The sequence below is a fragment of the Haliea sp. genome (assembly GCF_041395985.1).
In the GTDB taxonomy this organism is placed as follows: Bacteria; Pseudomonadota; Gammaproteobacteria; order Pseudomonadales; family Halieaceae; genus Haliea.
Genome location: NZ_JAWKZJ010000003.1, coordinates 1 through 22,459 on the forward strand (window position 1 = coordinate 1; position 22,459 = coordinate 22,459).

Here is a 22,459-nt window from a genome sequence, read left to right on the forward strand (position 1 = left end):
GGGAGTTCGGCAGCTTTCACGCGCTGGTGCGGGATTACAGTGGGGATATCACGCCGGGGGCCATGCTGCAGATTCTCCAGGCCAGCGGCAATGTCGAGCTGGTCGATGGCAGGCCCAATCTGAAGACGCGGGCCTACATCCCCACGGCCACGCCCCTCGAGCGCATCGGCATTCAAGTATAGGAAAAATAAACGGCCTGTCGGGAGTAGATTTCCTCACTGATACTGCCGACTGAACTGGATAAATTCGCGAAACAATTCCCGATTGCCCTGAAAAGTTTTTCGTTGAGGTGACCGTGCAATTCATATTCGTCCATTCCTGAACGAGAGCCCGCAGCAGTCCGTGCCATGGGGTTTTCAGTGGCGTCCCTGCTGATTCAACTCCGTTCCGGCGAAAAGAGACAGCGTGGCAGGTGGCGCCCTGGTTGGCGGTACCAGAAGGGGCCGGGCAGGAGCTTCCTTTTCCTTCTCGCGAAGATGGGCTAGGATCTGGTCGATGACGTCCTGGTCCTCAATACAAGCGATGACTCTGACGGATCCGCCGCAGCGGCTGCAGACTTCAATGTCGATATTGAATACCCGTTTGAGTCGCTGGGCCCAGGTCATGACGACATGGCGCTCAGTCGGTGAGACGACGTCATTATCGGAAGGACGCATTACCCCTTTGCCTCGTTTTGCCGGAGTGACCTCCCCACGCCATCGGTGGTTCGGTGCCAGTACTCCGTGGTAGCGAGTGAGATTGACCCTGGGCTTGGGAACCAGTGCCGCCAATCTGGCCATGAAATCCACCGGATCGAAGGCCACTTGTGTCGTTCCATCCCGGTACGGTGTCTTCAGGCTGTAAACCACCTTGCCTGTGGAACTCAGTGAAAGTCGGGGAACTGCCACCGCTGGCCTGGCGATGTAACGGCACAGGCGCTCTCGCTTGTCCTTTTGATGCCCCTCACAGCTCACCCCGGCGTGTAGCGAAAATCCGTTGGCTTTGGCCACCCGCTCCAGTCCGGGATCAGGCCGGTCCAGTGGACGGATGGTGCGGATCATGAAGGCCTTGCGCCCCTGCTGCGGCCCGACGGCGATGCGATAAGACACGGAACTACCCAGTAGATGAGGCATGGCATCCGTGTCGTCTGCAGGCTCCAGTTCCAGCCAGGCGCTCTCGGTGTCCTGTTCCAGCAAGCCCTGGCGTTCCAGGCAGCGACCTACCCGTTGGCTGATAAGCTGAACCAGGTCCTCAAGTTCGCTTTTATCCGGCGTTTTGAGGCGTTGAAACCGGGGTGATCGATCGCCTCGATATACATAGACGCCATCCAGAAACAGGATGTGAAAATGTATATTGAGGTTTAGGGCTGATCCGAAGCGTTGTATCAACGTTACCGCACCAGTCGCCCCGTCCTGGAGTCGGTATCCAGCCTTGTGGATCAGATGTGTAGAAATTGCGCGGTAAATAATGCCCAGCACCTTGCCCATTGCTTGGGGATGGGCAGCGAACAGGTAGCGTAGCGGAAAGGGGAAGCTGATCACCCACTGGCGAAGCGGTACATTGGGAAACACTTCATCCGAGAGAAGGGCCGCTGTCTCGACCATGCGGCGGGCGCCACAGCTGGGGCAGAATCCTCGCTTCTTGCAGGAGAACGCCACCAGGCGCTCGAAGTGACACGTATTGCAACGCACGCGAAGAAACCCGTGCTCGAGGCGACCGCATTTGAGATACGCTTCAAATTCTCGATGGACATGAATCGGCAGACTTTTGCCCTGGGCTTCCAATTGCTCAACCAGGGCTGGGTAGTGTTTCTCTACAAGTTGGTAGAGCAGAGTTTGCTCTGGGCGATGGCGTTCATAGGTGGCGTGACCAAGGGCATGCCCATAAAAAGGGGCAGCCCCTCCTGTGCCTGGTGACAGCATGCTGCGTCGACTCCAACAGAGTTGAAGTCAAACACAATGGGGCCGTGAGCTTTGGCGGGGAACATCCGAAGTATCCAACCGCTTGGTTATATTCGAGCAGATCTGGTCACGCCCACCGACTCCAGTCTATGAGTCAGCACCCATAGTCGGATGCTCTAACGAGTTATAAGGCTATGAAATTTATTGAGCTTCTCGACACATAGGTACCACTTTATTCGTAAGCGCTCAATAAACCACGCTCTACCGCTCTATTGATTTCACCGTCACCCTGCGGTCTTCATTTTTCTATGGAGACTGCTCGTGACAGACACCGCTGAAGATTCGTTGACCGAACGCCAACAATACTGGCTGCAACACATCAAAGCCTGCGAGGCGGCCGGTGTCAGCTCAAAAGCCTATGCCGATTCGCGTGGATTGTGCGTCAAAGCACTGTATTCCGCTCGCAAAGAACTGGCTCGCAAGGGAGTCTTGTCCCGGCCGTCCCGTCATAAATTCCAGCGAGTTGAGATCTTTGATTCGACACCAATTGCTGAAGGCCTCTGTCAGATACAGCTTCCCAACGGGGTCTCCGTCTCGATCCGCGGAGATGTTGGCTCTGCGATACTAACTCAGGTTTTGACAGTGGCGGCGTCGCTGTCATGATGCGACCCTCGAACGACATCCCGGTCGTGCACTTGTGCCGCGATGCCATCGACTTCCGCAAGGGCATCAACGGCCTGGCAATTCTGGTAGAAGAACTGTTGTGTCTGGATCCGTTCTCGGAGCAACTGTTTGTGTTCTGCAACCGCTCACGGGATCGCATCAAGATTCTGTACTGGGAAGGCAGTGGCTTTTGTCTATGGCAGAAGCGGCTCGAGAAAGCTCGATTCCACTGGCCTCGACGTGATTCCAATGCTGTGGTGGCTCTGACGTCTCAGCAGCTCAACTGGCTGTTGGATGGCTATGACATTACCCGCATGAAGCCGCATCAAAGACTGCAATTTACTCAGGTTTTATAGGGGGCAAGGCTCGGTTCCGGTATAATGCCGGGCATGTCCAGCCTACCCGATTCCCTGCCAAACGACGTCGACGCACTCAAAGCCCTCGTGCGTCAGCAGGCGGAGATCAATGACGATCTCATCCGGAAAAATCGGCAACAATCGAACCAGATTTTCTCCCTTCAAGAGCAATTAAATCTCGCCCTGGCGCGACGTTACGCCGCCAGCAGCGAGAAGGTCTCTGCCGATCAGATTCGCCTGTTCGATGAAGCCGAGGCTGATGTCGATGAACTGGAATCATCAGATGTGGACTCGTTGGCCGATGGTGATGACGACACCATTGAGGTGCCTGCCCATACCCGCAAAAAGCGCGGTCGCAAGCCGTTGCCAGACACGCTGCCGCGGGTCGATGTCGTACACGAACTGCCGGAGTCAGAGCAGGTGTGCCCTCATGATGGACAAGCACTTAAAGTCATTACCGAGGTGATCTCGGAGCAGTTGGATATTGTGCCAGCTAAGATCCAGGTCATTCGCCATATTCGCAAGCGCTACGCCTGTGACTGCGGTCAGTGCATCCGCACAGCTCCGTTACCGAATCAGCCCATCCCCAAAAGTTTGGCTTCACCGGGTCTGCTGGCACATGTCACCGTTTCCAAGTATCAGGATGCCTTGCCCCTGTACCGTCAGGAGCAGATTCTGCAGCGCATCGGCGTGGATATCCCTCGGGCGACACTGGCGAACTGGATGATCCGTGCAGGAGAACTGATTCAGCCGCTGATCAACCTGCTCCGGGATCGATTACTGGGTTATGACGTGATCCAGATGGATGAAACGCGGGTGCAAGTCCTGAACGAAGCCGGCAAGGCGGCACAATCGCAATCCTATCTCTGGTTGCAACGGGGTGGGCCACCGGAACAACCGGTAGTGCTGTTCGATTACGACCCATCCCGCAGTCAGTCGGTACCGCTACGTCTGTTGTCAGGCTATCAGGGTTACTTGCAGACCGATGGTTACGCGGGTTACCACGCGGTCATCCGTCAAAACGATCTGGTGCATATAGGATGCTGGGCGCACGCCCGTCGCAAGTTCAGCGAAGCCGTCAAAGCTCAGGGCAAGAAACCGAAAGCCGGCAAGGCACAGCAGGGGTTATCACTGATCCAGAAACTCTACCGGGTGGAGCAACAGGCCAACGAGTTGTCGGCGGATGAGCGCAAAGCTCATCGACTGCAACATGCCCGTCCCATTCTGCAGACGTTGAGGGAATGGCTCGACAAGAGTTTGCCGCAGGTGCCACCAACAACCGCCGCGGGCAAAGCGCTGAACTATCTGAACAACGAATGGGAGAAGCTGATTCGCTATCTGGATGACGGTCGTCTGGAGATTGATAACAACCGAGCTGAAAACGCCCTTCGACCGTTTGTCGTTGGCAGGAAGAACTGGTTGTTCAGTGATTCGGTCAAGGGAGTGACCGCCAGTGCGAATCTGTACTCGCTGATCGAAACGGCGAAGGCGAATGGCCTTGAACCTTACGCCTACCTGCGTCAGGTTTACACGCTGCTACCGAGAGCGGAAACCGTCGGGGATATTGAGGCGCTACTGCCGTGGATACTCCGGCAAGAAACCGCGAGCTGAAAGATACCGGGAAGGCAGCCGCCTTCCTGGCTGCACCAACAATCCTTTGCAGATCTCTCATTCTGAGAGTGCCTTCCTGGCAAGCGGGTTTATCCTGAGCTCGCGAAAATCGACGATACCGTCCCCAAGAAAAATCAGCAACCTTGTCAAAGCGTCAACACGTGGATTACCGATCGCTTACGGAGAAACCCCATAAAAAACCCCGAAGCACAGTGTACTTCGGGGTTTGGGTTTAGAAGCCTGGCGATGACCTACTCTCACATGGGGAGACCCCACACTACCATCGGCGATGCGTCGTTTCACTACTGAGTTCGGGATGGGGTCAGGTGGTTCCAACGCTCTATGGTCGCCAGGCAAACTGGCTTGACCGAGTCGGGTCTTACGCGCGCCTTGCGCTGCCCTCGTCTTGTCAAATAGGGTGGTAAATCAAGCTGATACCGCTGTTCACGCGCTGTACTGACGTACATCTCGCCATGACTACTGGCGCTTACATCCATCTCACTACGACTTGTCACAACATCCAGCGCTCGTGTGGCATACGCCACGCAAATCACTTGGATTATATGGTCAAGCCTCACGGGCAATTAGTACTGGTTAGCTCAACGCGTTACCGCGCTTCCACACCCAGCCTATCAACGTTGTAGTCTTCAACGGCCCTTCAGGGGGATCAAGTCCCCAGGGAGAACTTATCTTGGGAGGGGCTTCCCGCTTAGATGCTTTCAGCGGTTATCCTGTCCGAACATAGCTACCGGGCAATGCCACTGGCGTGACAACCCGAACACCAGAGGTTCGTCCACTCCGGTCCTCTCGTACTAGGAGCAGCTTTCCTCAAATCTCCAACGCCCACGGCAGATAGGGACCGAACTGTCTCACGACGTTCTAAACCCAGCTCGCGTACCACTTTAAATGGCGAACAGCCATACCCTTGGGACCGGCTTCAGCCCCAGGATGTGATGAGCCGACATCGAGGTGCCAAACACCGCCGTCGATGTGAACTCTTGGGCGGTATCAGCCTGTTATCCCCGGAGTACCTTTTATCCGTTGAGCGATGGCCCTTCCATACAGAACCACCGGATCACTAAGACCTACTTTCGTACCTGCTCGTCTTGTCAGACTCGCAGTCAAGCGCGCTTGTGCCTTTACACTAACCTCATGATTTCCGACCATGATTAGCGCACCTTCGTGCTCCTCCGTTACTCTTTGGGAGGAGACCGCCCCAGTCAAACTACCCACCACACACTGTCCTCGACCCGGATAATGGGCCTGAGTTAGAACCTCAACGTTACCAGGCTGGTATTTCAAGGTTGGCTCCACAATGGCTGGCGCCACTGCTTCAAAGCCTCCCAGCTATCCTACACAAGTAAAGTCAAAGTCCACTGTGAAGCTATAGTAAAGGTTCACGGGGTCTTTCCGTCTAGCCGCGGGTACACTGCATCTTAACAGCGATTTCAATTTCACTGAGTCTCGGGTGGAGACAGTGTGGCCATCGTTACGCCATTCGTGCAGGTCGGAACTTACCCGACAAGGAATTTCGCTACCTTAGGACCGTTATAGTTACGGCCGCCGTTTACCGGGGCTTCGATCAAGAGCTTCGCCGAAGCTAACCCCATCAATTAACCTTCCGGCACCGGGCAGGCGTCACACCCTATACGTCCACTTACGTGTTTGCAGAGTGCTATGTTTTTAGTAAACAGTTGCAGCCACCTGGTCACTTCGACTCCCCTCAGCTTACGTAGTAAATACTTCACCAAAGGGAGCGTACCTTCTCCCGAAGTTACGGTACCATTTTGCCTAGTTCCTTCACCCAAGTTCTCTCAAGCGCCTTGGTATTCTCTACCTGATCACCTGTGTCGGTTTACAGTACGGTCAGCTTTTACCTGATGCTTAGAAGTTTTTCCTGGAAGCAGGGCATCAACCACTTCTCCCGAAACTCGCGTTAAGGGATCGTCATCACGTCTCAGGGTAGCGAACTCCCGGATTTACCTAAGAGCTCCCCCTACACGCTTAAACACGGACAACCAACGCCGTGCTGGCCTAGCCTTCTCCGTCACTCCATCGCAGTAAAAGCCGGTATCGGAATTTTAACCGATTTCCCATCGACTACGGATTTCTCCCTCGCCTTAGGGGCCGACTCACCCTGCCCCGATTAACGTTGGGCAGGAAACCTTGATCTTCCGGCGGGGAGGTTTTTCACCCCCCTTGTCGTTACTCATGTCAGCATTCGCACTTCTGATACCTCCAGCAAACCTTACGATTCACCTTCAACGGCTTACAGAACGCTCCTCTACCATACACAACCTATAAATAGATCGCATATCCGCAGCTTCGGTTATCAGTTTAGCCCCGGTATATCTTCCGCGCAGGCCGACTCGACTAGTGAGCTATTACGCTTTCTTTAAAGGGTGGCTGCTTCTAAGCCAACCTCCTAGCTGTCTGAGCCTTCCCACATCGTTTCCCACTTAACTGATATTAGGGACCTTAGCTGGCGGTCTGGGTTGTTGCCCTCTCGACGACGGACGTTAGCACCCGCCGTCTGTCTCCCGTGATAAAACTTACTGGTATTCAGAGTTTGCATCGGGTTGGTAAGTCGGGATGACCCCCTAGCCGACACAGTGCTTTACCCCCAGTAGTCAAACACGAGGCACTACCTAAATAGTTTTCGAGGAGAACCAGCTATCTCCGGGCTTGATTAGCCTTTCACTCCGATCCACAGCTCATCCCCGCATTTTTCAACATACGTGGGTTCGGTCCTCCAGTGCCTGTTACGGCACCTTCAACCTGGCCATGGATAGATCGCCCGGTTTCGGGTCTATTACCAGCAACTAAAGCGCCCTATTAAGACTCGGTTTCCCTACGGCTCCCCTAAATGGTTAACCTCGCTACTGACAATAACTCGCTGACCCATTATACAAAAGGTACGCAGTCACCCCCCGAAAGGGGCTCCCACTGCTTGTACGCATACGGTTTCAGGTTCTATTTCACTCCCCTCTCCGGGGTTCTTTTCGCCTTTCCCTCACGGTACTGGTTCACTATCGGTCAGTCAGGAGTATTTAGCCTTGGAGGATGGTCCCCCCATATTCAGTCAAGATAACACGTGTCCCGACCTACTTGTCGCAAGCTCAGTACCACAACGCAGTTTTCGTGTACGGGGCTATCACCCTCTATCGCCGGACTTTCCAGACCGTTCCACTAACCGCACTGCTATTACTTGCAGGCTTCTCCCCGGTCGCTCGCCGCTACTGGGGGAATCTCAATTGATTTCTTTTCCTTCAGGTACTTAGATGTTTCAGTTCCCTGAGTTCGCCTCCTTAACCTATGTATTCAGTTAAGGATACCTGGCTTACACCAGGTGGGTTTCCCCATTCGGACATCTCCGGATCAAAGTCTGTTTGCCGACTCCCCGAAGCTTTTCGCAGGCTACTACGTCCTTCATCGCCTCTGACTGCCAAGGCATCCACCGTATGCGCTTAGTCACTTGACCATATAACCCAAGTTATCTGATCTCGAGACAGTTCCCTGACACCCTTGTGATCATGTCAGGTACTTGAGATGCAGGCCGATCAAAGCCTGCACCCGCCGGATGTTGTGACGCTTAAGTCACAGTGTTGTACAACTCGTTTGGATACGCCGAATTGAAGAGCGTATCCAGAACAATATCTTAGGATCGTTCCCACCACACAAACCCCCAAAGGGATCCAAGTGCCAGGCTACAATCCTTAGACTCAGCTTGATTTACCTTGTTAAAGAACATCTGGTTGCCAGAACCAGTTGTAAACGCTCTGTCACACAAAACGCTTACAACTGAACTGATGACGAGAGGACGATAAATGGTGGAGCTATGCGGGATCGAACCGCAGACCTCCTGAATGCAAATCAGGCGCTCTCCCAGCTGAGCTATAGCCCCATAAATGGTAGGCCTGGGCAGATTTGAACTGCCGACCTCACCCTTATCAGGGGTGCGCTCTAACCAACTGAGCTACAGGCCTATGAGTCAGCACCCACTGGCAATCTCCTGCCCTTAGGCAAGTCTCTCATCAACCAAACAAAACGAAGACAAATGTGTGGACACTCATTGAGCAGTGCACGGTCGTTTAAGGAGGTGATCCAGCCCCAGGTTCCCCTAGGGCTACCTTGTTACGACTTCACCCCAGTCATGAATCACTCCGTGGTGATCGTCCCCCCGAAGGTTAGACTAACCACTTCTGGAGCAACCCACTCCCATGGTGTGACGGGCGGTGTGTACAAGGCCCGGGAACGTATTCACCGCGACATTCTGATTCGCGATTACTAGCGATTCCGACTTCACGGAGTCGAGTTGCAGACTCCGATCCGGACTACGAAACGTTTTCTGGGATTAGCTCCACCTCGCGGCTTTGCTGCCCTCTGTACGGTCCATTGTAGCACGTGTGTAGCCCAGGTCGTAAGGGCCATGATGACTTGACGTCGTCCCCACCTTCCTCCGGTTTGTCACCGGCAGTCTCCTTAGAGTTCCCAGCATTACGTGCTGGCAACTAAGGACAAGGGTTGCGCTCGTTACGGGACTTAACCCAACATCTCACGACACGAGCTGACGACAGCCATGCAGCACCTGTCTCAGAGTTCCCGAAGGCACCAATCCATCTCTGGAAAGTTCTCTGGATGTCAAGACCTGGTAAGGTTCTTCGCGTTGCATCGAATTAAACCACATGCTCCACCGCTTGTGCGGGCCCCCGTCAATTCATTTGAGTTTTAACCTTGCGGCCGTACTCCCCAGGCGGTCTACTTAGTGCGTTAGCTGCGCCACCAAGAAATCAAGTCTCCCAACGGCTAGTAGACATCGTTTACGGCGTGGACTACCAGGGTATCTAATCCTGTTTGCTCCCCACGCTTTCGCACCTCAGCGTCAGTATCGAGCCAGGAGGTCGCCTTCGCCACCGGTATTCCTCCACATATCTACGCATTTCACCGCTACACGTGGAATTCTACCTCCCTCTCTCGTACTCTAGTCGGCCAGTATCGGGTGCAGTTCCCAGGTTGAGCCCGGGGCTTTCACATCCGACTTAACAAACCGCCTACGCGCGCTTTACGCCCAGTAATTCCGATTAACGCTTGCACCCTCCGTATTACCGCGGCTGCTGGCACGGAGTTAGCCGGTGCTTCTTCTCAAGGTAATGTCACAGCTGAAAGGTATTAGCCCCCAGCCTTTCTTCCCAAGTGAAAGTGCTTTACAACCCGAAGGCCTTCTTCACACACGCGGCATGGCTGCGTCAGGCTTTCGCCCATTGCGCAATATTCCCCACTGCTGCCTCCCGTAGGAGTCCGGGCCGTGTCTCAGTCCCGGTGTGGCTGATCATCCTCTCAGACCAGCTAAGGATCGTCGCCTTGGTGAGCCTTTACCTCACCAACAAGCTAATCCTACGCAGGCTCATCCGATAGCGCGAGGTCCGAAGATCCCCCGCTTTCCCCCTTAGGGCGTATGCGGTATTAGCTTGGGTTTCCCCAAGTTATCCCCCACTACCAGGTAGATTCCTACGCGTTACTCACCCGTCCGCCGCTCTACTCAACCCGAAGGCCTTTCGCGCTCGACTTGCATGTGTTAGGCCTGCCGCCAGCGTTCAATCTGAGCCATGATCAAACTCTTCAGTTTAATCTTTAACCTCTACCCCAAAGGGCAAGAGGGGATGTTTGCGCGGTAACCCCGCGATAACACCCAAATCTCGGCTCAGACACAGTTCGTAATCATATATCCATAAATGAATCGATGAGTCACTTGTTGTGTCTGAATAGTCGTACAACTATCCCAACAAGTGCCCACACATCTGTCTTCGTTTCTTTGTTAAATAGCTCGGAAGCGCTATGGCTGCCGTGTTTCCGTTGGTGGTTGCCCCCAACCGAGGATGCGCATTATACGTATCGGCGAATGCCCTGCAAGGGCTTTTCCGAAAATATTTGAAAGTATTTTCCACGGGGGCTCAAAGCCGAGCGGGGGCACGCCCGCGGCGTGCTCCCGAAAGCTCTATCAGGCCTCGCTCTGGCGTGCCTTGCGCCAACGCTGCAACTGCATGACCGGGCCAGAGGCCGCGTAGACCAGAAATGCGAGCAGAAACACACTGGGCGGGTCCAGCGTCACCAGGCTGAACACGAGGACCAACAGGATCATCGCGACAAAGGGCACACGACCCCGAAAGTCCACGCCTTTGAAGCTGTAGTAGGGAAAGTTGGCCATCATCAGCAGCCCGAGCACGGTTGTCAGCAGGGCTACCAGCACCGCCACTTCGAAGGGCAGGTCCGGTCCAGTCCAACCCAGATCGTGGCAGACCCAGACCGTGCTCGCCACCACCGCCGCCGCCGCTGGGCTCGCAAGGCCGGTGAAGTAGTTCTTGTCGGCGGTGTCGATCTGCGTATTGAAGCGCGCCAGCCGCAGCGCCGCACAGGCAACGTACACAAAGGCTGCGCTCCAACCGAATTTGCCCAACTCACCCAGAGCCCAGCTGAACATGACGAGGGCCGGCGCCACACCGAAGGACACCATGTCGGACAGACTGTCGTACTCCGCGCCAAATTTGCTCGACGTGTTGGTCATGCGGGCGATTCGCCCATCGAGCCCATCGAAGATCATGGCGAAGAAGATCGCCACCGCAGCGCTTTCGAAATCACCGCGCATGGCCGCAACCACGGCATAGAAACCGGCAAACAGGGCGCCCGTGGTCATCAGGTTGGGCAGCAGGTAAATGCCCTGCCGCCGCACCGTGCGGCCATCCTCGGAGACCTCCTCCTCGTGCTCATCCACGATCAGCTCGAGCGACGGGGTCACGCCTTGTAGCTTCCCGTCTATATCGGCGGCCTTGCCTGTCTCGCCCTGTGCCTTGTCGTTCATAGGATTGCCCATCTCTTCACTACCGTGAGTATATCAAAGAGCGCTGTCGTAGGTCTGTCGTGCCACCTCCCACAGGGATTTGACCCTGGGATCCTCAAGCCGGCTATTCAGACTACACAAGCCGATATCCAGCGGGGGCAGAGGTTCCCACACAGGAACCGCGGTCACGCGCGAGGCCATGCCGCTGGCCTGAATCACGAGTTCCGGCGCAATACCCACCCCCAGACCCAACCCCACCATAGCCACAATCGCCTCATGCCCGGCCACCTGGGCATAGATACGCGGCCGGCTGCTGCGCCTGTCCAGCCACCCATCCAACAGGTCCTTGGTTACCCCACGCTCGGGCACAATAAACGGGATACCGCTCCAGTCGAAGTCAGCCGCCGCCACGTCGCTGGCGAGCAACATACGGCGCACCGCACAGTCGGCTGCGGGCATACAGACCACCATCGGTGACTGCAGCAGTGACAGAAAGGCAAGGCGTGGCGGCAGGTAGCCCGGCCGCCCACTCACCGCGACGTCATCCTGGCCGGACAGCACTCGATCCACACCATCGGCCTGGTCACCAGTGTGCATCATGAGCTCAACACCGGGCTGACGCTGACGGAACGCTTCCAGGATCGGCGCGAGAATGCTGTAACTGGCGGTCACAGAGCAGTAGAGGTTCACCTCTCCTGCCAGTTGCTGGTCGCCGCGCAGCTGTCGCCGCAGGTTCTGCCAGTCGGACACGCTGCGCTGGGCATAGTCACGGAGCGTGCGGCCTGCGGGGGTCAGCTGCATATTCCGCTGATCCCGCTCCAGCAGCGACTGCCCGAGCTCGTCCTCCAGGCGCTGCACCGTCCGACTGACGGCGCTCACACTCATGTGCAGGCGCTCCGCGCTGCGGCTGAAATTGAGGCTGCCGGCGACCGAGAGAAATACCTGGAGTGCTTTTGTGTCCATCATCCTACTTTGCGATAAACGCAACACAGTTTCAACTATTTAGCTTTTTACGCAACGAATGCTTTGCCGTATCCTTTATCAATCAACACTCAACTCAGGGCCTCATCATGGGACAGAATTACTTCAATACGCTGCCGCTGCGTCTGCAGCTGCAACAACTCGGCAAATGCCGCTTCATGGATGCATCGGAGTTCGCCGATGGCGTCGAGAAATTGCGCGGCAAGAAGCTGGTTATCATCGGCTGTGGCGCACAGGGCCTGAACCAGGGCCTCAACCTTCGCGATAGCGGGCTTGATGTGTCCTACACCCTGCGCGACAGCGCCATCGCCGAAAAACGGCAATCGTGGAAAAACGCAACCGAGAATGGCTTCACGGTAGGCACCTACCAGGAACTGATCCCGCAGGCCGACCTGGTGCTGAACCTCACGCCCGACAAACAACACAGCGCTGTTGTCGCCGAGGTCATGCCGTTGATGAAAAAGAACGCCTGCCTCGCCTATTCACACGGCTTCAACATCGTCGAAGAGGGAATGAAGATCCGTGAAGACCTCACGGTGATTATGGTTGCACCCAAGTGCCCCGGCACCGAGGTGCGGGAAGAATACAAGCGCGGGTTTGGCGTACCAACCCTGATTGCGGTGCACACCGAAAACGACCCGCGGGGTGAGGGTCTGGAGCTGGCAAAAGCCTATGCCGCGGGCACGGGCGGCCACCGCGCCGGCGTCCTGGAATCCTCCTTCATCGCGGAAGTGAAATCCGACCTGATGGGCGAGCAGACCATTCTCTGCGGCATGCTGCAAACCGGCTCCATCCTCTGCTTCGACAAAATGGTGGAGAAAGGTATTGAGCCCGGTTACGCCTCCAAACTGATCCAGTACGGCTGGGAAACCGTGACTGAAGGCCTCAAGCACGGCGGCATTACCAATATGATGGACCGCCTGTCCAACCCCGCCAAGCTGCGCGCCTTTTACCTGGCGGAAGAACTCAAGGACATCATGCGCCCGCTGTATGAGAAGCACCAGGACGACATCATGACCGGGCACTTCTCGCGCACCATGATGGAAGACTGGGCCAACGACGATGCCAACCTGCTCAAGTGGCGCGCCGACACCGCAGAAACGGCTTTCGAGAACACGCCCAACACCGCAGCGGAAATCAGCGAACAGGAGTTCTACGATAACGGCATCCTCATGATTGCGATGGTCAAGGCCGGCGTCGAACTGGCCTTCGAGACCATGGTCGCCGCCGGCATTATCGACGAATCCGCGTACTATGAGTCCCTGCACGAAACACCGCTCATCGCCAACACGATTGCGCGCAAGAAGCTGTACGAGATGAACGTGGTAATTTCCGATACCGCAGAGTACGGCTGTTACCTCTTCGATCACGCCTGTCGTCCGCTGCTGAAGGACTTCATGACGAATATCGACACAGACGTGATCGGTAAAACCATCGCCGGTGATAACGGTGTCGACAACCGGGAGCTGATTGCCGTGAACGAGAAGATCCGCTCACACCCGGTGGAGATCGTGGGCAAGAAGCTGCGTGGCTACATGACGGCGATGAAACGTATCGTCTGAGGGTTTCAGGCGCTGGAACATCCGTGGGGCCCTTCGGGGCCCTTTTTTATGGTGATGGTTGTTCGGGGCAGGCTTTGGTGCGTGCCGGAATCGGGGGCGTGGCGGAATCATGGGCGTGGCGGGCGCCAACGCCCTTCGCGCGGAAGGATGGTGCATTGAATGGGCTGGGAAAGTGCCAGCCTGTGGCTACAGGGAGAGCTTATAGCTTTGCTATCGGTCACCTAGACTTTATCGAACAAGCTTGCCACTGCTGAGCGATTCAAATCGCAGAACGCGATGGCCGCAAGGGCCGGGCGGGAATGTCGACGGCCATGGATGGCCGTCGCCAAGCGCACATGGATGTGCTCGTAGCGGTTCCCGCCCGGCCCTTGCGGCCATCGCGTTCGCCACCCAACCCCCACTCAACCCACGGACCAGGAAAGCCCCGAGCCGAGCACCCTAGAGCCTGAGCACTTTCTCCCCACGAGAGATCCCAGCCACCCCAGACCGCACAACCTCGAGAATATCTGCCTCGGCCATCGCCGCCACGAACGAATCGAGCTTCTCCCCCGTCCCGGTGAGCTGGATGGTATAGGTATTGGGCCCGACATCCACAATCTGGCCACGGAAAATGTCCGTCGTGCGCTTGATTTCGTCGCGCATGGCGCCACTCGCCCGCACCTTGATCAGCATCAGGTCGCGCTCGATGTGCGCACCCTCGGAAAGATCCACCAGTTTGACGACATCCACCAGCTTGTTCAGCTGTTTGGTGATCTGCTCCATGGTCTTGTCGTCACCGGTGGTGGTCAGTGTCAGGCGGGACAGCGTGACATCCTCGGTGGGCGCCACGTTCAGCGTCTCGATGTTGTAACCGCGCTGGGAGAACAGGCCGATAACCCGCGACAGCGCACCCGGCTCGTTTTCCAGCAGAATGGAAATGATGCGTCGCATGTCAGGTCCTCTCGTTTTTGCTGAGCCACATATCCTTCATGGCACCGTTGGGCGCGACATGCATCGGATACACGTGTTCCATGGGGTCGATAAAGATGTCGAGGAACACCAGCCTGTCCTTCATCGCAAACGCCTCCTCCATGCGCTGATCCAGTTCCTCGAGGCGTGTCACCTGTATCCCGACGTGACCGTAGGACTCCACCAGCTTCATGAAGTCCGGCAGTGAGTCCTCGTAGGTGCTCATGGCATAGCGCCCCTCGTACTGCATGTCCTGCCACTGCTTCACCATACCCAGGTAGTTATTGCGCAGGTTGATGATCTTGATTGGAGTGCTGTACTGCTTGCAGGTGGAGAGCTCCTGGATATTCATCTGGATACTGCCTTCACCGGTCACGCAGGCGACTTCCATATCCGGGAAGGCCAGCTTGACACCCATCGCTGCGGGCAGGCCAAAGCCCATCGTCCCCAAACCGCCCGAGTTGATCCAGCGCCGTGGCTTGTCGAACTTGTAGTACTGTGCGGCGAACATCTGGTGCTGGCCGACATCGGACGTCACATAGGCATCACCGCCGGTCACGCGATACAGGCTCTCGATAACCTGCTGCGGCATGATGCGGTCACTCTCGTCGTAGCGACGCCCGGTCCACAGGCCGTGCTTGGCACGCCACTCATCGATTTGCTGCCACCAGCGCCCGAGGGCCGCCGTGTCCGGCTGTTTGGGGTCTTTTTCCTGCAGGCTTTCGAGAATGTCCAGCAGGTCCTCAAGCACCGACTGCACCGGCCCGACAATGGGAATGTCCGCCGCCACAGTCTTCGATATCGAGGTGGGATCGATGTCGATGTGAATGATCTTGGCGCCGGGGCAGAAACGCGAAACCGTATTGGTGACGCGATCGTCGAAGCGCGCGCCCACCGCCAGAATAACGTCGCTGTGGTGCATCGCCATGTTGGCTTCATAGAAGCCGTGCATGCCCAGCATGCCGAGGAACTGGCGGTCTGTTGCCGGGTAGGCCCCAAGCCCCATCAGGGTGTTGGTCACCGGGTAATTGAGCTTGCGCGCCAACCTGGTGAGCAGCTCACTGCTCTCTCCCAGAATAACACCCCCCCCTGCGTAGATAACCGGTCGCTTGGCGCTCAGCAGCAGCTTCGCTGCCTTGCGGATCTGCCCCGTGTGGCCACGCTGGGCGGGCGCGTAGGAGCGCAGCTTGACGGTTTCAGGGTAGTGGTACTCGAATTTCGCGTCGGGGCGCGTGCAATCCTTGGGAATGTCGATGACCACGGGGCCTGGACGGCCGGTGGTGGCGATATGAAACGCCTTGCGAATGGTCGCCGGAATATCCTCGGCACGGCGAATCATGAAGCTGTGCTTCACAATGGGGCGAGAGATGCCCACCATGTCGGTTTCCTGAAACGCGTCTTCGCCGATCAGGTGGGTCGCTACCTGCCCGGACAGGACCACCATGGGTATCGAATCCATGTAGGCCGTGGCGATCCCGGTAATCGCGTTGGTCGCGCCAGGGCCCGAGGTGACCAGCACCACCCCCGGCTTGCCGGTGGCGCGCGCATAGCCGTCCGCCGCGTGGGTCGCAGCCTGCTCGTGACGTACCAGTACGTGAGGCACCTTGCTGGTTTTGAACAGGGCGTCATAAATGTGCAGGACCGCACCGCCCGGATAGCCGAATATGTACTCTACGCCCTCGTCTTCGAGCGCTTTCGCGATCATCTCGCCGCCGGATAACAACTCCACAATGTCTCTCCCACTAACATAAACGCTCGACGCGTAACCCTCGCCGAAGCAGTTCAAGTTGCTGTGTGGACGTTGCGGAAGCCGGTACCTGACCCGGCACCTGGCTGGCGACGCCACCCCCTGGGCGCGATACACTGCTCGAGACCCGCCACCGGCATGCTGCGGCGGCGCTCCGCGGAGGAAATCGATCACGAACACCCGTGTATCGGTCGCCCTGCGAGGTAGCGCAGTGTCTGGCCCTCAATCCCGCCAGTGCGGCGCGGATTGAATACGGGACTCATGAACAGCCGCTGTGAATAATGACATCACAACGGTAGACCAGTGGCCGGGGGTACCCGGAATTAGTCGTTACCACTCAAGAGACCCGCCTATTGTTTGCGCGGCGCGCAGGCTTGTCAACGTGAAAAAACCGCAGAGGATGGAATTTGCCTGAACAGGCGCATTGCGCCTCCGCCCGGGCTGGGGTACTTTAACCACGAACGCCTTCCAGAACAGGGACAATGCGTGTGAAATCAGCACTCCGCAAGGGTCTCGGCAGCGCCCTGATAATGCTGTTGGCTACGGCCAGTCTGCCACTGGCCGCCGCAGACACCCACTACCGCTGGCAGGATGGCCGCGGCAACCCGGTGTACAGCGATAGGCCACCGCCAAAAGGCACCGAGTATGAGGTTATTTCCTCACGCTCGGGGCTGAAGCGTGTGGTGAGTGCTGATGAAGGTGCTGTCCCCCCGGAAGTCGTACCGCGCCCGGGCAACCGGTTTGACCAGGTCGATGAGTCCGACATGGCGCGCAGCAAGAAAAACCCGGAGTTCTGTGAGACAGCCCGCAATAACCTCGCCACGTTGAACAAACCAGGGCGCATCCGTCTGCGCAACGACCAGGGCGAGCTGCGGTATCTCGATGAAGAGCAGATTGCCGCTGAACGCGCGAAGGCAGAAGAGGCTATCCGCCAGTACTGCGACTGATCCGGCGAAACATGCGCGCCTCCAGCGTGTCACGCGCACCTGAGTGAAGCCTCCCCGACTGCAATCGGCGCTGGTCGTGCTGGCTGTGGTACTCCTTGTCGGGGCGTTACTGGCCTGGGCAATCCACCCGCAACTCAGCAGCAACCGCCGCAGCGATGCGATGAACAGTCTGCTCCGCGCACAGCTCCTGCAACAGCGCTGGCAGGCGACGCATGGGCGTTTCGGCAGTGTGCAGGACATCTGGCCTCACCCTGAGGGACTTTCGCTGGCCGGACACTATGTCCTTGGCGACGCCACGGGTGTTCTGCCCGAAGGCCCGAGTGAAGCGGCTTACGCCATGCAGGCAACACCGCGAGGTCGCCGGGCCGACGACCCCTGCGGCACCTTCGTGGTGACACAGGACGGTGTCCTGCTGCAAGCGCCCTGGGCCGGAACCGCATGCTGGTCGCGGTGAAACGACCAGCAGTGACCCGGCTCAGGCTTTGCTGAACGCGCTGCCTTCGCCTGCCACATCCACCCGAATCGTATCGCCCGGCACAAACTCGCCGGACAGGATACGCTGTGCCAGCGGGTTCTCCAGCTCCTGCTGGATCGCGCGCTTCAGGGGCCGGGCACCGTACACCGGGTCGTAACCGACGGCTGCGAGGCGGTCCATGAAGGCATCGGTAATCTCGATGGACAGCTCACGCTCTGCCAGCCGCTTGCGCAGCCACTGTAGCTGGATGTCGGCGATATGCCGTATCTGGTCCGCGGCCAGCGGATGGAAGACCACGGTCTCGTCGATACGGTTGACAAACTCCGGACGGAAGTGTCGCCCGACCACACCCATCACCGCCGCTTTCATCGCCGGGTAGTTCTCCTCGCCCGACATTTCCTGAATCAGGTCTGAGCCGAGGTTCGAGGTCATCACGATCACCGTGTTGCGGAAATCGACCGTACGCCCCTGGCCGTCAGTCAGGCGCCCGTCGTCCAGCACCTGCAGCAGGATATTGAACACATCCGAGTGGGCCTTTTCGATTTCATCCAGCAAGAGCAGGGAATATGGGCGCCGACGCACGGCCTCGGTCAGGTAACCGCCTTCCTCGTAACCCACATAGCCGGGCGGTGCGCCGATCAGCCGGGCCACTGAGTGCTTCTCCATGAACTCGGACATATCGATGCGCACCATGGCCTGCTCGCTGTCGAACAGGAACTCGGCCAGGGCCTTGCACAGTTCGGTCTTGCCAACCCCGGTCGGCCCAAGGAACAGAAACGAACCGTTGGGGCGATTGGGGTCGGAGAGGCCGGCGCGCGAGCGACGCACGGCATCGGACACCGACTTGACCGCCTCGTCCTGGCCGACAACCCGCTGGTGCAGGAAGTCTTCCATACGCAGCAGTTTCTCACGATCACCCTCCAGCATCTTGGATACCGGTATGCCGGTCCAGCGGGAGACCACCTCGGCCACCTCTTCATCGGTAACCTTGTTGCGCAGCAGCGTGCGCTCATCGGTTTCGGCTGCCTGTGCGGACGCCAGCTGCTTCTCCAGCTCCGGTATGCGCCCGTACTGCAGCTCGGACATGCGGGTGAGGTCGCCGGCACGGCGCGCCGCTTCCAGCTCGAGCTTGACCTGTTCAAGATCACTCTTGACCTGTGCCTCGCCCTGCAAGGAGGCCTTCTCGGCCTTCCACACTTCCTCCAGATCCGAGTATTCGCGCTCGACCTTGTCGATCTGCTCGGTGAGCAGTTCCAGCTGCTTGCGGGCCCCGGCATCGGAGTCCTTTTTCACGGCTTCACGCTCGATCTTGAGCTGAATCAGGCGGCGCTCAAGGCGATCCATGGCCTCAGGCTTGGAATCGATCTCCATGCGGATACGGCTGGCGGCCTCATCAATGAGGTCGATGGCCTTGTCCGGTAACTGCCGGTCGGTGATATAGCGCGTCGAAAGCCGGGCCGCAGCGATGATGGCGCTGTCGGTAATATCGACCGAGTGATGCACTTCGTAGCGCTCTTTCAGGCCGCGCAGGATGGCAATGGTGTCTTCCTCACTGGGCTCATCCACAAGCACTTTCTGGAAGCGCCGTTCCAATGCCGCATCTTTCTCGATGTACTTCCGGTATTCGTCCAGGGTAGTGGCGCCCACGCAGTGCAGTTCGCCGCGCGCCAGGGCAGGCTTCAGCATGTTCCCGGCATCCATGGAGCCCTCGGCCTTGCCGGCACCCACCATGGTATGCAGTTCATCAATGAACAGAATGACCCGGCCTTCCTGCTTCGAAAGCTCGTTGAGCACGGCTTTCAGGCGCTCCTCGAAGTCGCCACGATATTTGGCACCCGCCAGTAGCGCACCGAGGTCCAGCGACAGAATACGTTTGTCCTTCAGGCCCTCCGGTACTTCGCCGTTGATCACGCGCTGCGCCAACCCCTCGATAATGGCGGTCTTGCCCACACCGGGCTCGCCGATAAGCACCGGGTTGTTCTTGGTGCGGCGCTGCAACACCTGAATCGTGCGCCGAATCTCGTCATCACGGCCGATTACCGGGTCCAGCTTGCCCTGCTCGGCCCGCTCCGTGAGGTCGATGGTGTATTTGTCCAGCGCCTGCCGGGACTCTTCGGCTTCCGGGTTGTTCACAGCTTCACCTCCACGCATTTGTTCAATCGCGCCCTGCAGGGCGAGCGCGGTCACACCGTGCTGTTTCAGCAGCTCGCCGGCGACGCCCTTGCTCTCGACCAGCGCCAGCAGGACCAGTTCGCTGGAGATGTAGGTGTCACCGCCTTTCTGTGCCAGCTTGTCGCTGACGTTGAGGATGCGCGTCAGGTCGTTGGAGACATGCACATCACCGGCATTCCCACTCACCCGGGGCAGGCCCTCCACCGCCTTGTTGACGCCTTCTGCGAGACCGGCGACGTTGGCCCCGACCTTCTGCAACAGCGGCCGGGTGGAACCACCCTGCTGCTGGAGCAGGGCGGCCAGCAGGTGCACAGGCTCTATAAAATTGTGATCCTTGCCCAGGGCGAGTGACTGGGCATCGGCCAGTGCAAGCTGCAGCTGGTTGGTCAATTTGTCCATTCTCATTGCTCAATATCTCCTTGCGCGCCAGTCGAAAGTGCTGGCAGTGCATCAATCCATGAGCAATCAATGGGGGCCAAAAGACCCTGTTTCAAGTGTGGGTTCAGGCAGAATCTGACGCGCGATTGAGGTAGATCAAGGTCGCCATGCGGCCGGTCACCCCGTCGCGCCGATACGAGTAGAAACGCTGGCTGTCATTGAAGGTACAGAATTCACCACCGTAAATGGCCGGCACGCCCGCGGCCTGCAAACGCAGCCGCGCCAGCTGGTAGATATCGGCATAGAAATGGCCACTGCGCGCCGCCGGGAGGAAGGCCCGAGCCGAGTCGGGGCCGGTGCCACCGGCAAGAAACGCGTCCCGGACTTCGGCACCTACCTCAAAGGCCGCCGGGCCTATGGCCGGCCCCAGCCAGGCCAGCACATGCTCAGGGGCCACCGGCAGAGCGCGCACGGTAGCCTCAAGCACCCCCGCTGCAAGGCCACGCCACCCGGCATGTGCCGCCGCCACCACGGTCGCCCCACGGTCGCAGAACAGCACCGGCAGGCAGTCCGCTGTCAGGACGGCACAGGCAACACCCGCCTCATGCGTCCAACTGGCATCCGCCTCGGGTACCTCGCCGGCACACTGCGCAGGCACCACAACCGCGCCATGCACCTGCTCCAACCACTGCACCCGGGTGCCTGCGGCGAGGCAGGCCTGCAGCCGCTGTCGGTTGCCCGCCACAGTCGCCGCCTCGTCGCCGACATGATCTCCGAGGTTAAGCGTGTTCCACGGCTTGCCGCTCAACCCGCCCAGGCGGGTGGTCGCCAGCGCCGACACCGTCGCGGGCGCTGGCCAGTCAGGCGTGATCAGGCCGGGCCTGTACACCATCTTCTTCCTCCAGCACGGCCAGCAGGACCCGCATGTCCTCGGGCAAGGGACATTCAAACTGCATTGCCTCACCGCTGACAGGGTGCAACAGACCCAAAGATTCGGCATGCAAAGCCTGGCGCGGGAAACCCCGAAGCGCAGTGATCAGTCGCTCCGAGGCACCGCGGGGGATACGCGGACGCCCGCCGTAGGCCGGGTCGCCGACCAGCGGATAGTGTCGATGGGCCATGTGCACACGGATCTGGTGGGTGCGCCCGGTTTCGAGATTCACGGTAATGCGGGTGTGATGGGCAAAGCGACGGGCGATGCGGTAGTGCGTGACCGCCGGCTTGCCGCCACTGACCACCGCCATTTTCTTGCGCTGCCGCGGATGCCGCCCTATCGGCTCGTCGATGGTACCACCGCCGGTCATGGCCCCGATACACACGGCACAGTACTGGCGTTTGACGGTACGCGCCTGCAATTGGGCAACCAGGTGATGGTGCGCAGAGAGCGTTTTAGCGGCCACCATCACGCCCGAGGTCTCCATATCCAGCCGGTGCACAATGCCACCGCGGGGCAACTGCGCCATCGTCGGCGCATGCCCGATCAGGGCGTTGACCAGGGTGCCATCGGCATGCCCCGCGGCCGGGTGCACGACCAGGCCCGCGGGTTTGTTCAACACCAGGATGCTCTCGTCCTCGTACAGGATATCCAGTGCGATGCGCTCCGGCTGCCAGCTGACCTCGTCCTCCAGTGCGGCGTCGACGGTGAGCGCCGTGCCCGCCCTGACCTTGTCCCGCGGTCGGCAGACCTTGCCGTCCGCCAACAGTTCACCGCGCTTGATCCAGGTCTGCAATCGGGAGCGGGAGTATTCCGGAAACAACCTGGCTGCTGCCTGGTCGAGCCGCTCGCCGTCGAGAGCAGCCTCCACTTCAGCTGTGCCACGGATCCTGTCTGTCATCGGAATTCCTGTTTATGCCCCGCAGGCGATGTGGTTAAATAGCGTCCTCAGTACATCCCTAGTCTATCA

General features: G+C 58.3%; 15 protein-coding genes, 2 tRNA genes and 3 rRNA genes. 7 read left to right on the top strand and 13 right to left on the bottom strand.

What is annotated here, in order from left to right:
* Positions 1 to 182 (top strand): hypothetical protein (locus R3E49_RS06485; RefSeq protein ID WP_371294303.1); only part of this gene is annotated, 182 nt, incomplete at its 5' end.
* Between the two features lie 174 nt (positions 183 to 356).
* On the opposite strand, the gene R3E49_RS06490 is transcribed toward R3E49_RS06485, so the two are convergent.
* Positions 357 to 1,901, bottom strand: coding sequence for a transposase (locus tag R3E49_RS06490; RefSeq protein WP_371294304.1), 1,545 nt, complete (start codon positions 1,899 to 1,901; stop codon positions 357 to 359).
* A gap of 300 nt (positions 1,902 to 2,201) precedes the next feature.
* Here R3E49_RS06490 and R3E49_RS06495 point away from each other — a divergent pair, with 300 nt between their 5' ends.
* From R3E49_RS06495 to R3E49_RS06505, 3 genes are read left to right on the top strand one after another with little or no spacing between them, the layout of a single operon-like run.
* Positions 2,202 to 2,543 carry a hypothetical protein gene (locus tag R3E49_RS06495; RefSeq protein WP_371294305.1) on the top strand — a complete coding sequence of 114 codons (342 nt, stop codon included), beginning with the start codon at positions 2,202 to 2,204 and terminating at the stop codon, positions 2,541 to 2,543.
* On the top strand, positions 2,540 to 2,899 hold the full coding sequence (gene tnpB, locus R3E49_RS06500; protein ID WP_371294306.1) for an IS66 family insertion sequence element accessory protein TnpB: 360 nt from the start codon (positions 2,540 to 2,542) through the stop codon (positions 2,897 to 2,899). Before R3E49_RS06495 ends, tnpB begins: the two co-directional genes overlap by 4 nt.
* 33 nt (positions 2,900 to 2,932) lie before the next feature.
* Entirely contained in the window at positions 2,933 to 4,510 is a 1,578-nt protein-coding gene (locus R3E49_RS06505) for an IS66 family transposase (RefSeq protein ID WP_371294307.1), read from the top strand.
* A 238-nt stretch (positions 4,511 to 4,748) separates the two neighbouring features.
* On the opposite strand, the gene rrf is transcribed toward R3E49_RS06505, so the two are convergent.
* From rrf to ilvY, 7 genes are all read right to left on the bottom strand, one after another.
* Positions 4,749 to 4,864, bottom strand: a 5S ribosomal RNA gene (gene rrf, locus R3E49_RS06510).
* A 209-nt stretch (positions 4,865 to 5,073) separates the two neighbouring features.
* Positions 5,074 to 7,991: ribosomal RNA gene (locus tag R3E49_RS06515) — 23S ribosomal RNA — on the bottom strand.
* 347 nt (positions 7,992 to 8,338) lie between these two features.
* A tRNA-Ala gene (locus tag R3E49_RS06520) sits at positions 8,339 to 8,414 on the bottom strand.
* A gap of 5 nt (positions 8,415 to 8,419) precedes the next feature.
* Positions 8,420 to 8,496: transfer RNA gene (locus R3E49_RS06525), tRNA-Ile, on the bottom strand.
* A gap of 106 nt (positions 8,497 to 8,602) precedes the next feature.
* A 16S ribosomal RNA gene (locus R3E49_RS06530) occupies positions 8,603 to 10,136 on the bottom strand.
* The 16S, 23S and 5S rRNA genes sit together here with 2 tRNA genes alongside, the layout of an rRNA operon.
* A 372-nt stretch (positions 10,137 to 10,508) precedes the next feature.
* Positions 10,509 to 11,366: a CDP-diacylglycerol--serine O-phosphatidyltransferase gene (gene pssA / locus R3E49_RS06535; protein ID WP_371294308.1), complete on the bottom strand. Its 858-nt coding sequence runs from the start codon at positions 11,364 to 11,366 to the stop codon at positions 10,509 to 10,511.
* Positions 11,367 to 11,399: 33 nt separating this feature from the next.
* On the bottom strand, positions 11,400 to 12,311 hold the full coding sequence (gene ilvY, locus R3E49_RS06540; RefSeq protein WP_371294309.1) for an HTH-type transcriptional activator IlvY: 912 nt from the start codon (positions 12,309 to 12,311) through the stop codon (positions 11,400 to 11,402).
* A 104-nt stretch (positions 12,312 to 12,415) separates the two neighbouring features.
* Here ilvY and ilvC point away from each other — a divergent pair, with 104 nt between their 5' ends.
* The gene (gene ilvC, locus R3E49_RS06545; RefSeq protein WP_371294310.1) at positions 12,416 to 13,888 is read left to right on the top strand and encodes a ketol-acid reductoisomerase; all 1,473 of its coding nucleotides are present in this window, start codon (positions 12,416 to 12,418) and stop codon (positions 13,886 to 13,888) included.
* A gap of 438 nt (positions 13,889 to 14,326) precedes the next feature.
* Here ilvC and ilvN read toward each other — a convergent pair whose 3' ends face one another.
* Both ilvN and R3E49_RS06555 read right to left on the bottom strand, forming a co-directional pair.
* Positions 14,327 to 14,818 (bottom strand): acetolactate synthase small subunit, encoded by a 492-nt coding sequence (ilvN, locus tag R3E49_RS06550; RefSeq protein ID WP_371294311.1) that lies wholly within the window; start codon positions 14,816 to 14,818, stop codon positions 14,327 to 14,329.
* A 1-nt stretch (position 14,819) separates the two neighbouring features.
* On the bottom strand, positions 14,820 to 16,565 hold the full coding sequence (locus R3E49_RS06555) for an acetolactate synthase 3 large subunit (protein ID WP_371294312.1): 1,746 nt from the start codon (positions 16,563 to 16,565) through the stop codon (positions 14,820 to 14,822).
* A 506-nt stretch (positions 16,566 to 17,071) separates the two neighbouring features.
* Between R3E49_RS06555 and R3E49_RS06560 the strand changes: the two genes are divergently transcribed.
* A complete protein-coding gene (locus R3E49_RS06560) occupies positions 17,072 to 17,530 on the top strand; it encodes a DUF4124 domain-containing protein (RefSeq protein WP_371294313.1) in 459 nt (152 codons plus the stop codon).
* A gap of 43 nt (positions 17,531 to 17,573) precedes the next feature.
* Positions 17,574 to 17,984 carry a type IV pilin protein gene (locus R3E49_RS06565; RefSeq protein WP_371294314.1) on the top strand — a complete coding sequence of 137 codons (411 nt, stop codon included), beginning with the start codon at positions 17,574 to 17,576 and terminating at the stop codon, positions 17,982 to 17,984.
* A 21-nt stretch (positions 17,985 to 18,005) separates the two neighbouring features.
* Here the strand turns inward: R3E49_RS06565 and clpB are convergent, their stop codons facing one another.
* From clpB to rluD, 3 genes are all read right to left on the bottom strand, one after another.
* Positions 18,006 to 20,582 carry an ATP-dependent chaperone ClpB gene (clpB, locus tag R3E49_RS06570; RefSeq protein WP_371294315.1) on the bottom strand — a complete coding sequence of 859 codons (2,577 nt, stop codon included), beginning with the start codon at positions 20,580 to 20,582 and terminating at the stop codon, positions 18,006 to 18,008.
* A 97-nt stretch (positions 20,583 to 20,679) separates the two neighbouring features.
* Positions 20,680 to 21,447 carry a peptidoglycan editing factor PgeF gene (gene pgeF, locus R3E49_RS06575; protein WP_371294316.1) on the bottom strand — a complete coding sequence of 256 codons (768 nt, stop codon included), beginning with the start codon at positions 21,445 to 21,447 and terminating at the stop codon, positions 20,680 to 20,682.
* Positions 21,416 to 22,390 (bottom strand): 23S rRNA pseudouridine(1911/1915/1917) synthase RluD, encoded by a 975-nt coding sequence (rluD, locus tag R3E49_RS06580; protein ID WP_371294317.1) that lies wholly within the window; start codon positions 22,388 to 22,390, stop codon positions 21,416 to 21,418. Before rluD ends, pgeF begins: the two co-directional genes overlap by 32 nt.
* Positions 22,391 to 22,459 lie beyond the last annotated feature (69 nt).

Excerpts from the sequence above, each read along its gene's own strand:
- R3E49_RS06490 (WP_371294304.1), bottom strand. The coding sequence starts at position 1,901 with ATGCTGTCACCAGGCACAGGAGGGGCTGCCCCTTTTTATGGGCATGCC.
- tnpB (WP_371294306.1), top strand. The coding sequence starts at position 2,540 with ATGATGCGACCCTCGAACGACATCCCGGTCGTGCACTTGTGCCGCGAT.
- R3E49_RS06505 (WP_371294307.1), top strand. The coding sequence starts at position 2,933 with ATGTCCAGCCTACCCGATTCCCTGCCAAACGACGTCGACGCACTCAAA.
- pssA (WP_371294308.1), bottom strand. The coding sequence starts at position 11,366 with ATGAACGACAAGGCACAGGGCGAGACAGGCAAGGCCGCCGATATAGAC.
- ilvY (WP_371294309.1), bottom strand. The coding sequence starts at position 12,311 with ATGATGGACACAAAAGCACTCCAGGTATTTCTCTCGGTCGCCGGCAGC.
- ilvC (WP_371294310.1), top strand. The coding sequence starts at position 12,416 with ATGGGACAGAATTACTTCAATACGCTGCCGCTGCGTCTGCAGCTGCAA.
- ilvN (WP_371294311.1), bottom strand. The coding sequence starts at position 14,818 with ATGCGACGCATCATTTCCATTCTGCTGGAAAACGAGCCGGGTGCGCTG.
- clpB (WP_371294315.1), bottom strand. The coding sequence starts at position 20,582 with ATGAGAATGGACAAATTGACCAACCAGCTGCAGCTTGCACTGGCCGAT.
- pgeF (WP_371294316.1), bottom strand. The coding sequence starts at position 21,447 with ATGGTGTACAGGCCCGGCCTGATCACGCCTGACTGGCCAGCGCCCGCG.
- rluD (WP_371294317.1), bottom strand. The coding sequence starts at position 22,390 with ATGACAGACAGGATCCGTGGCACAGCTGAAGTGGAGGCTGCTCTCGAC.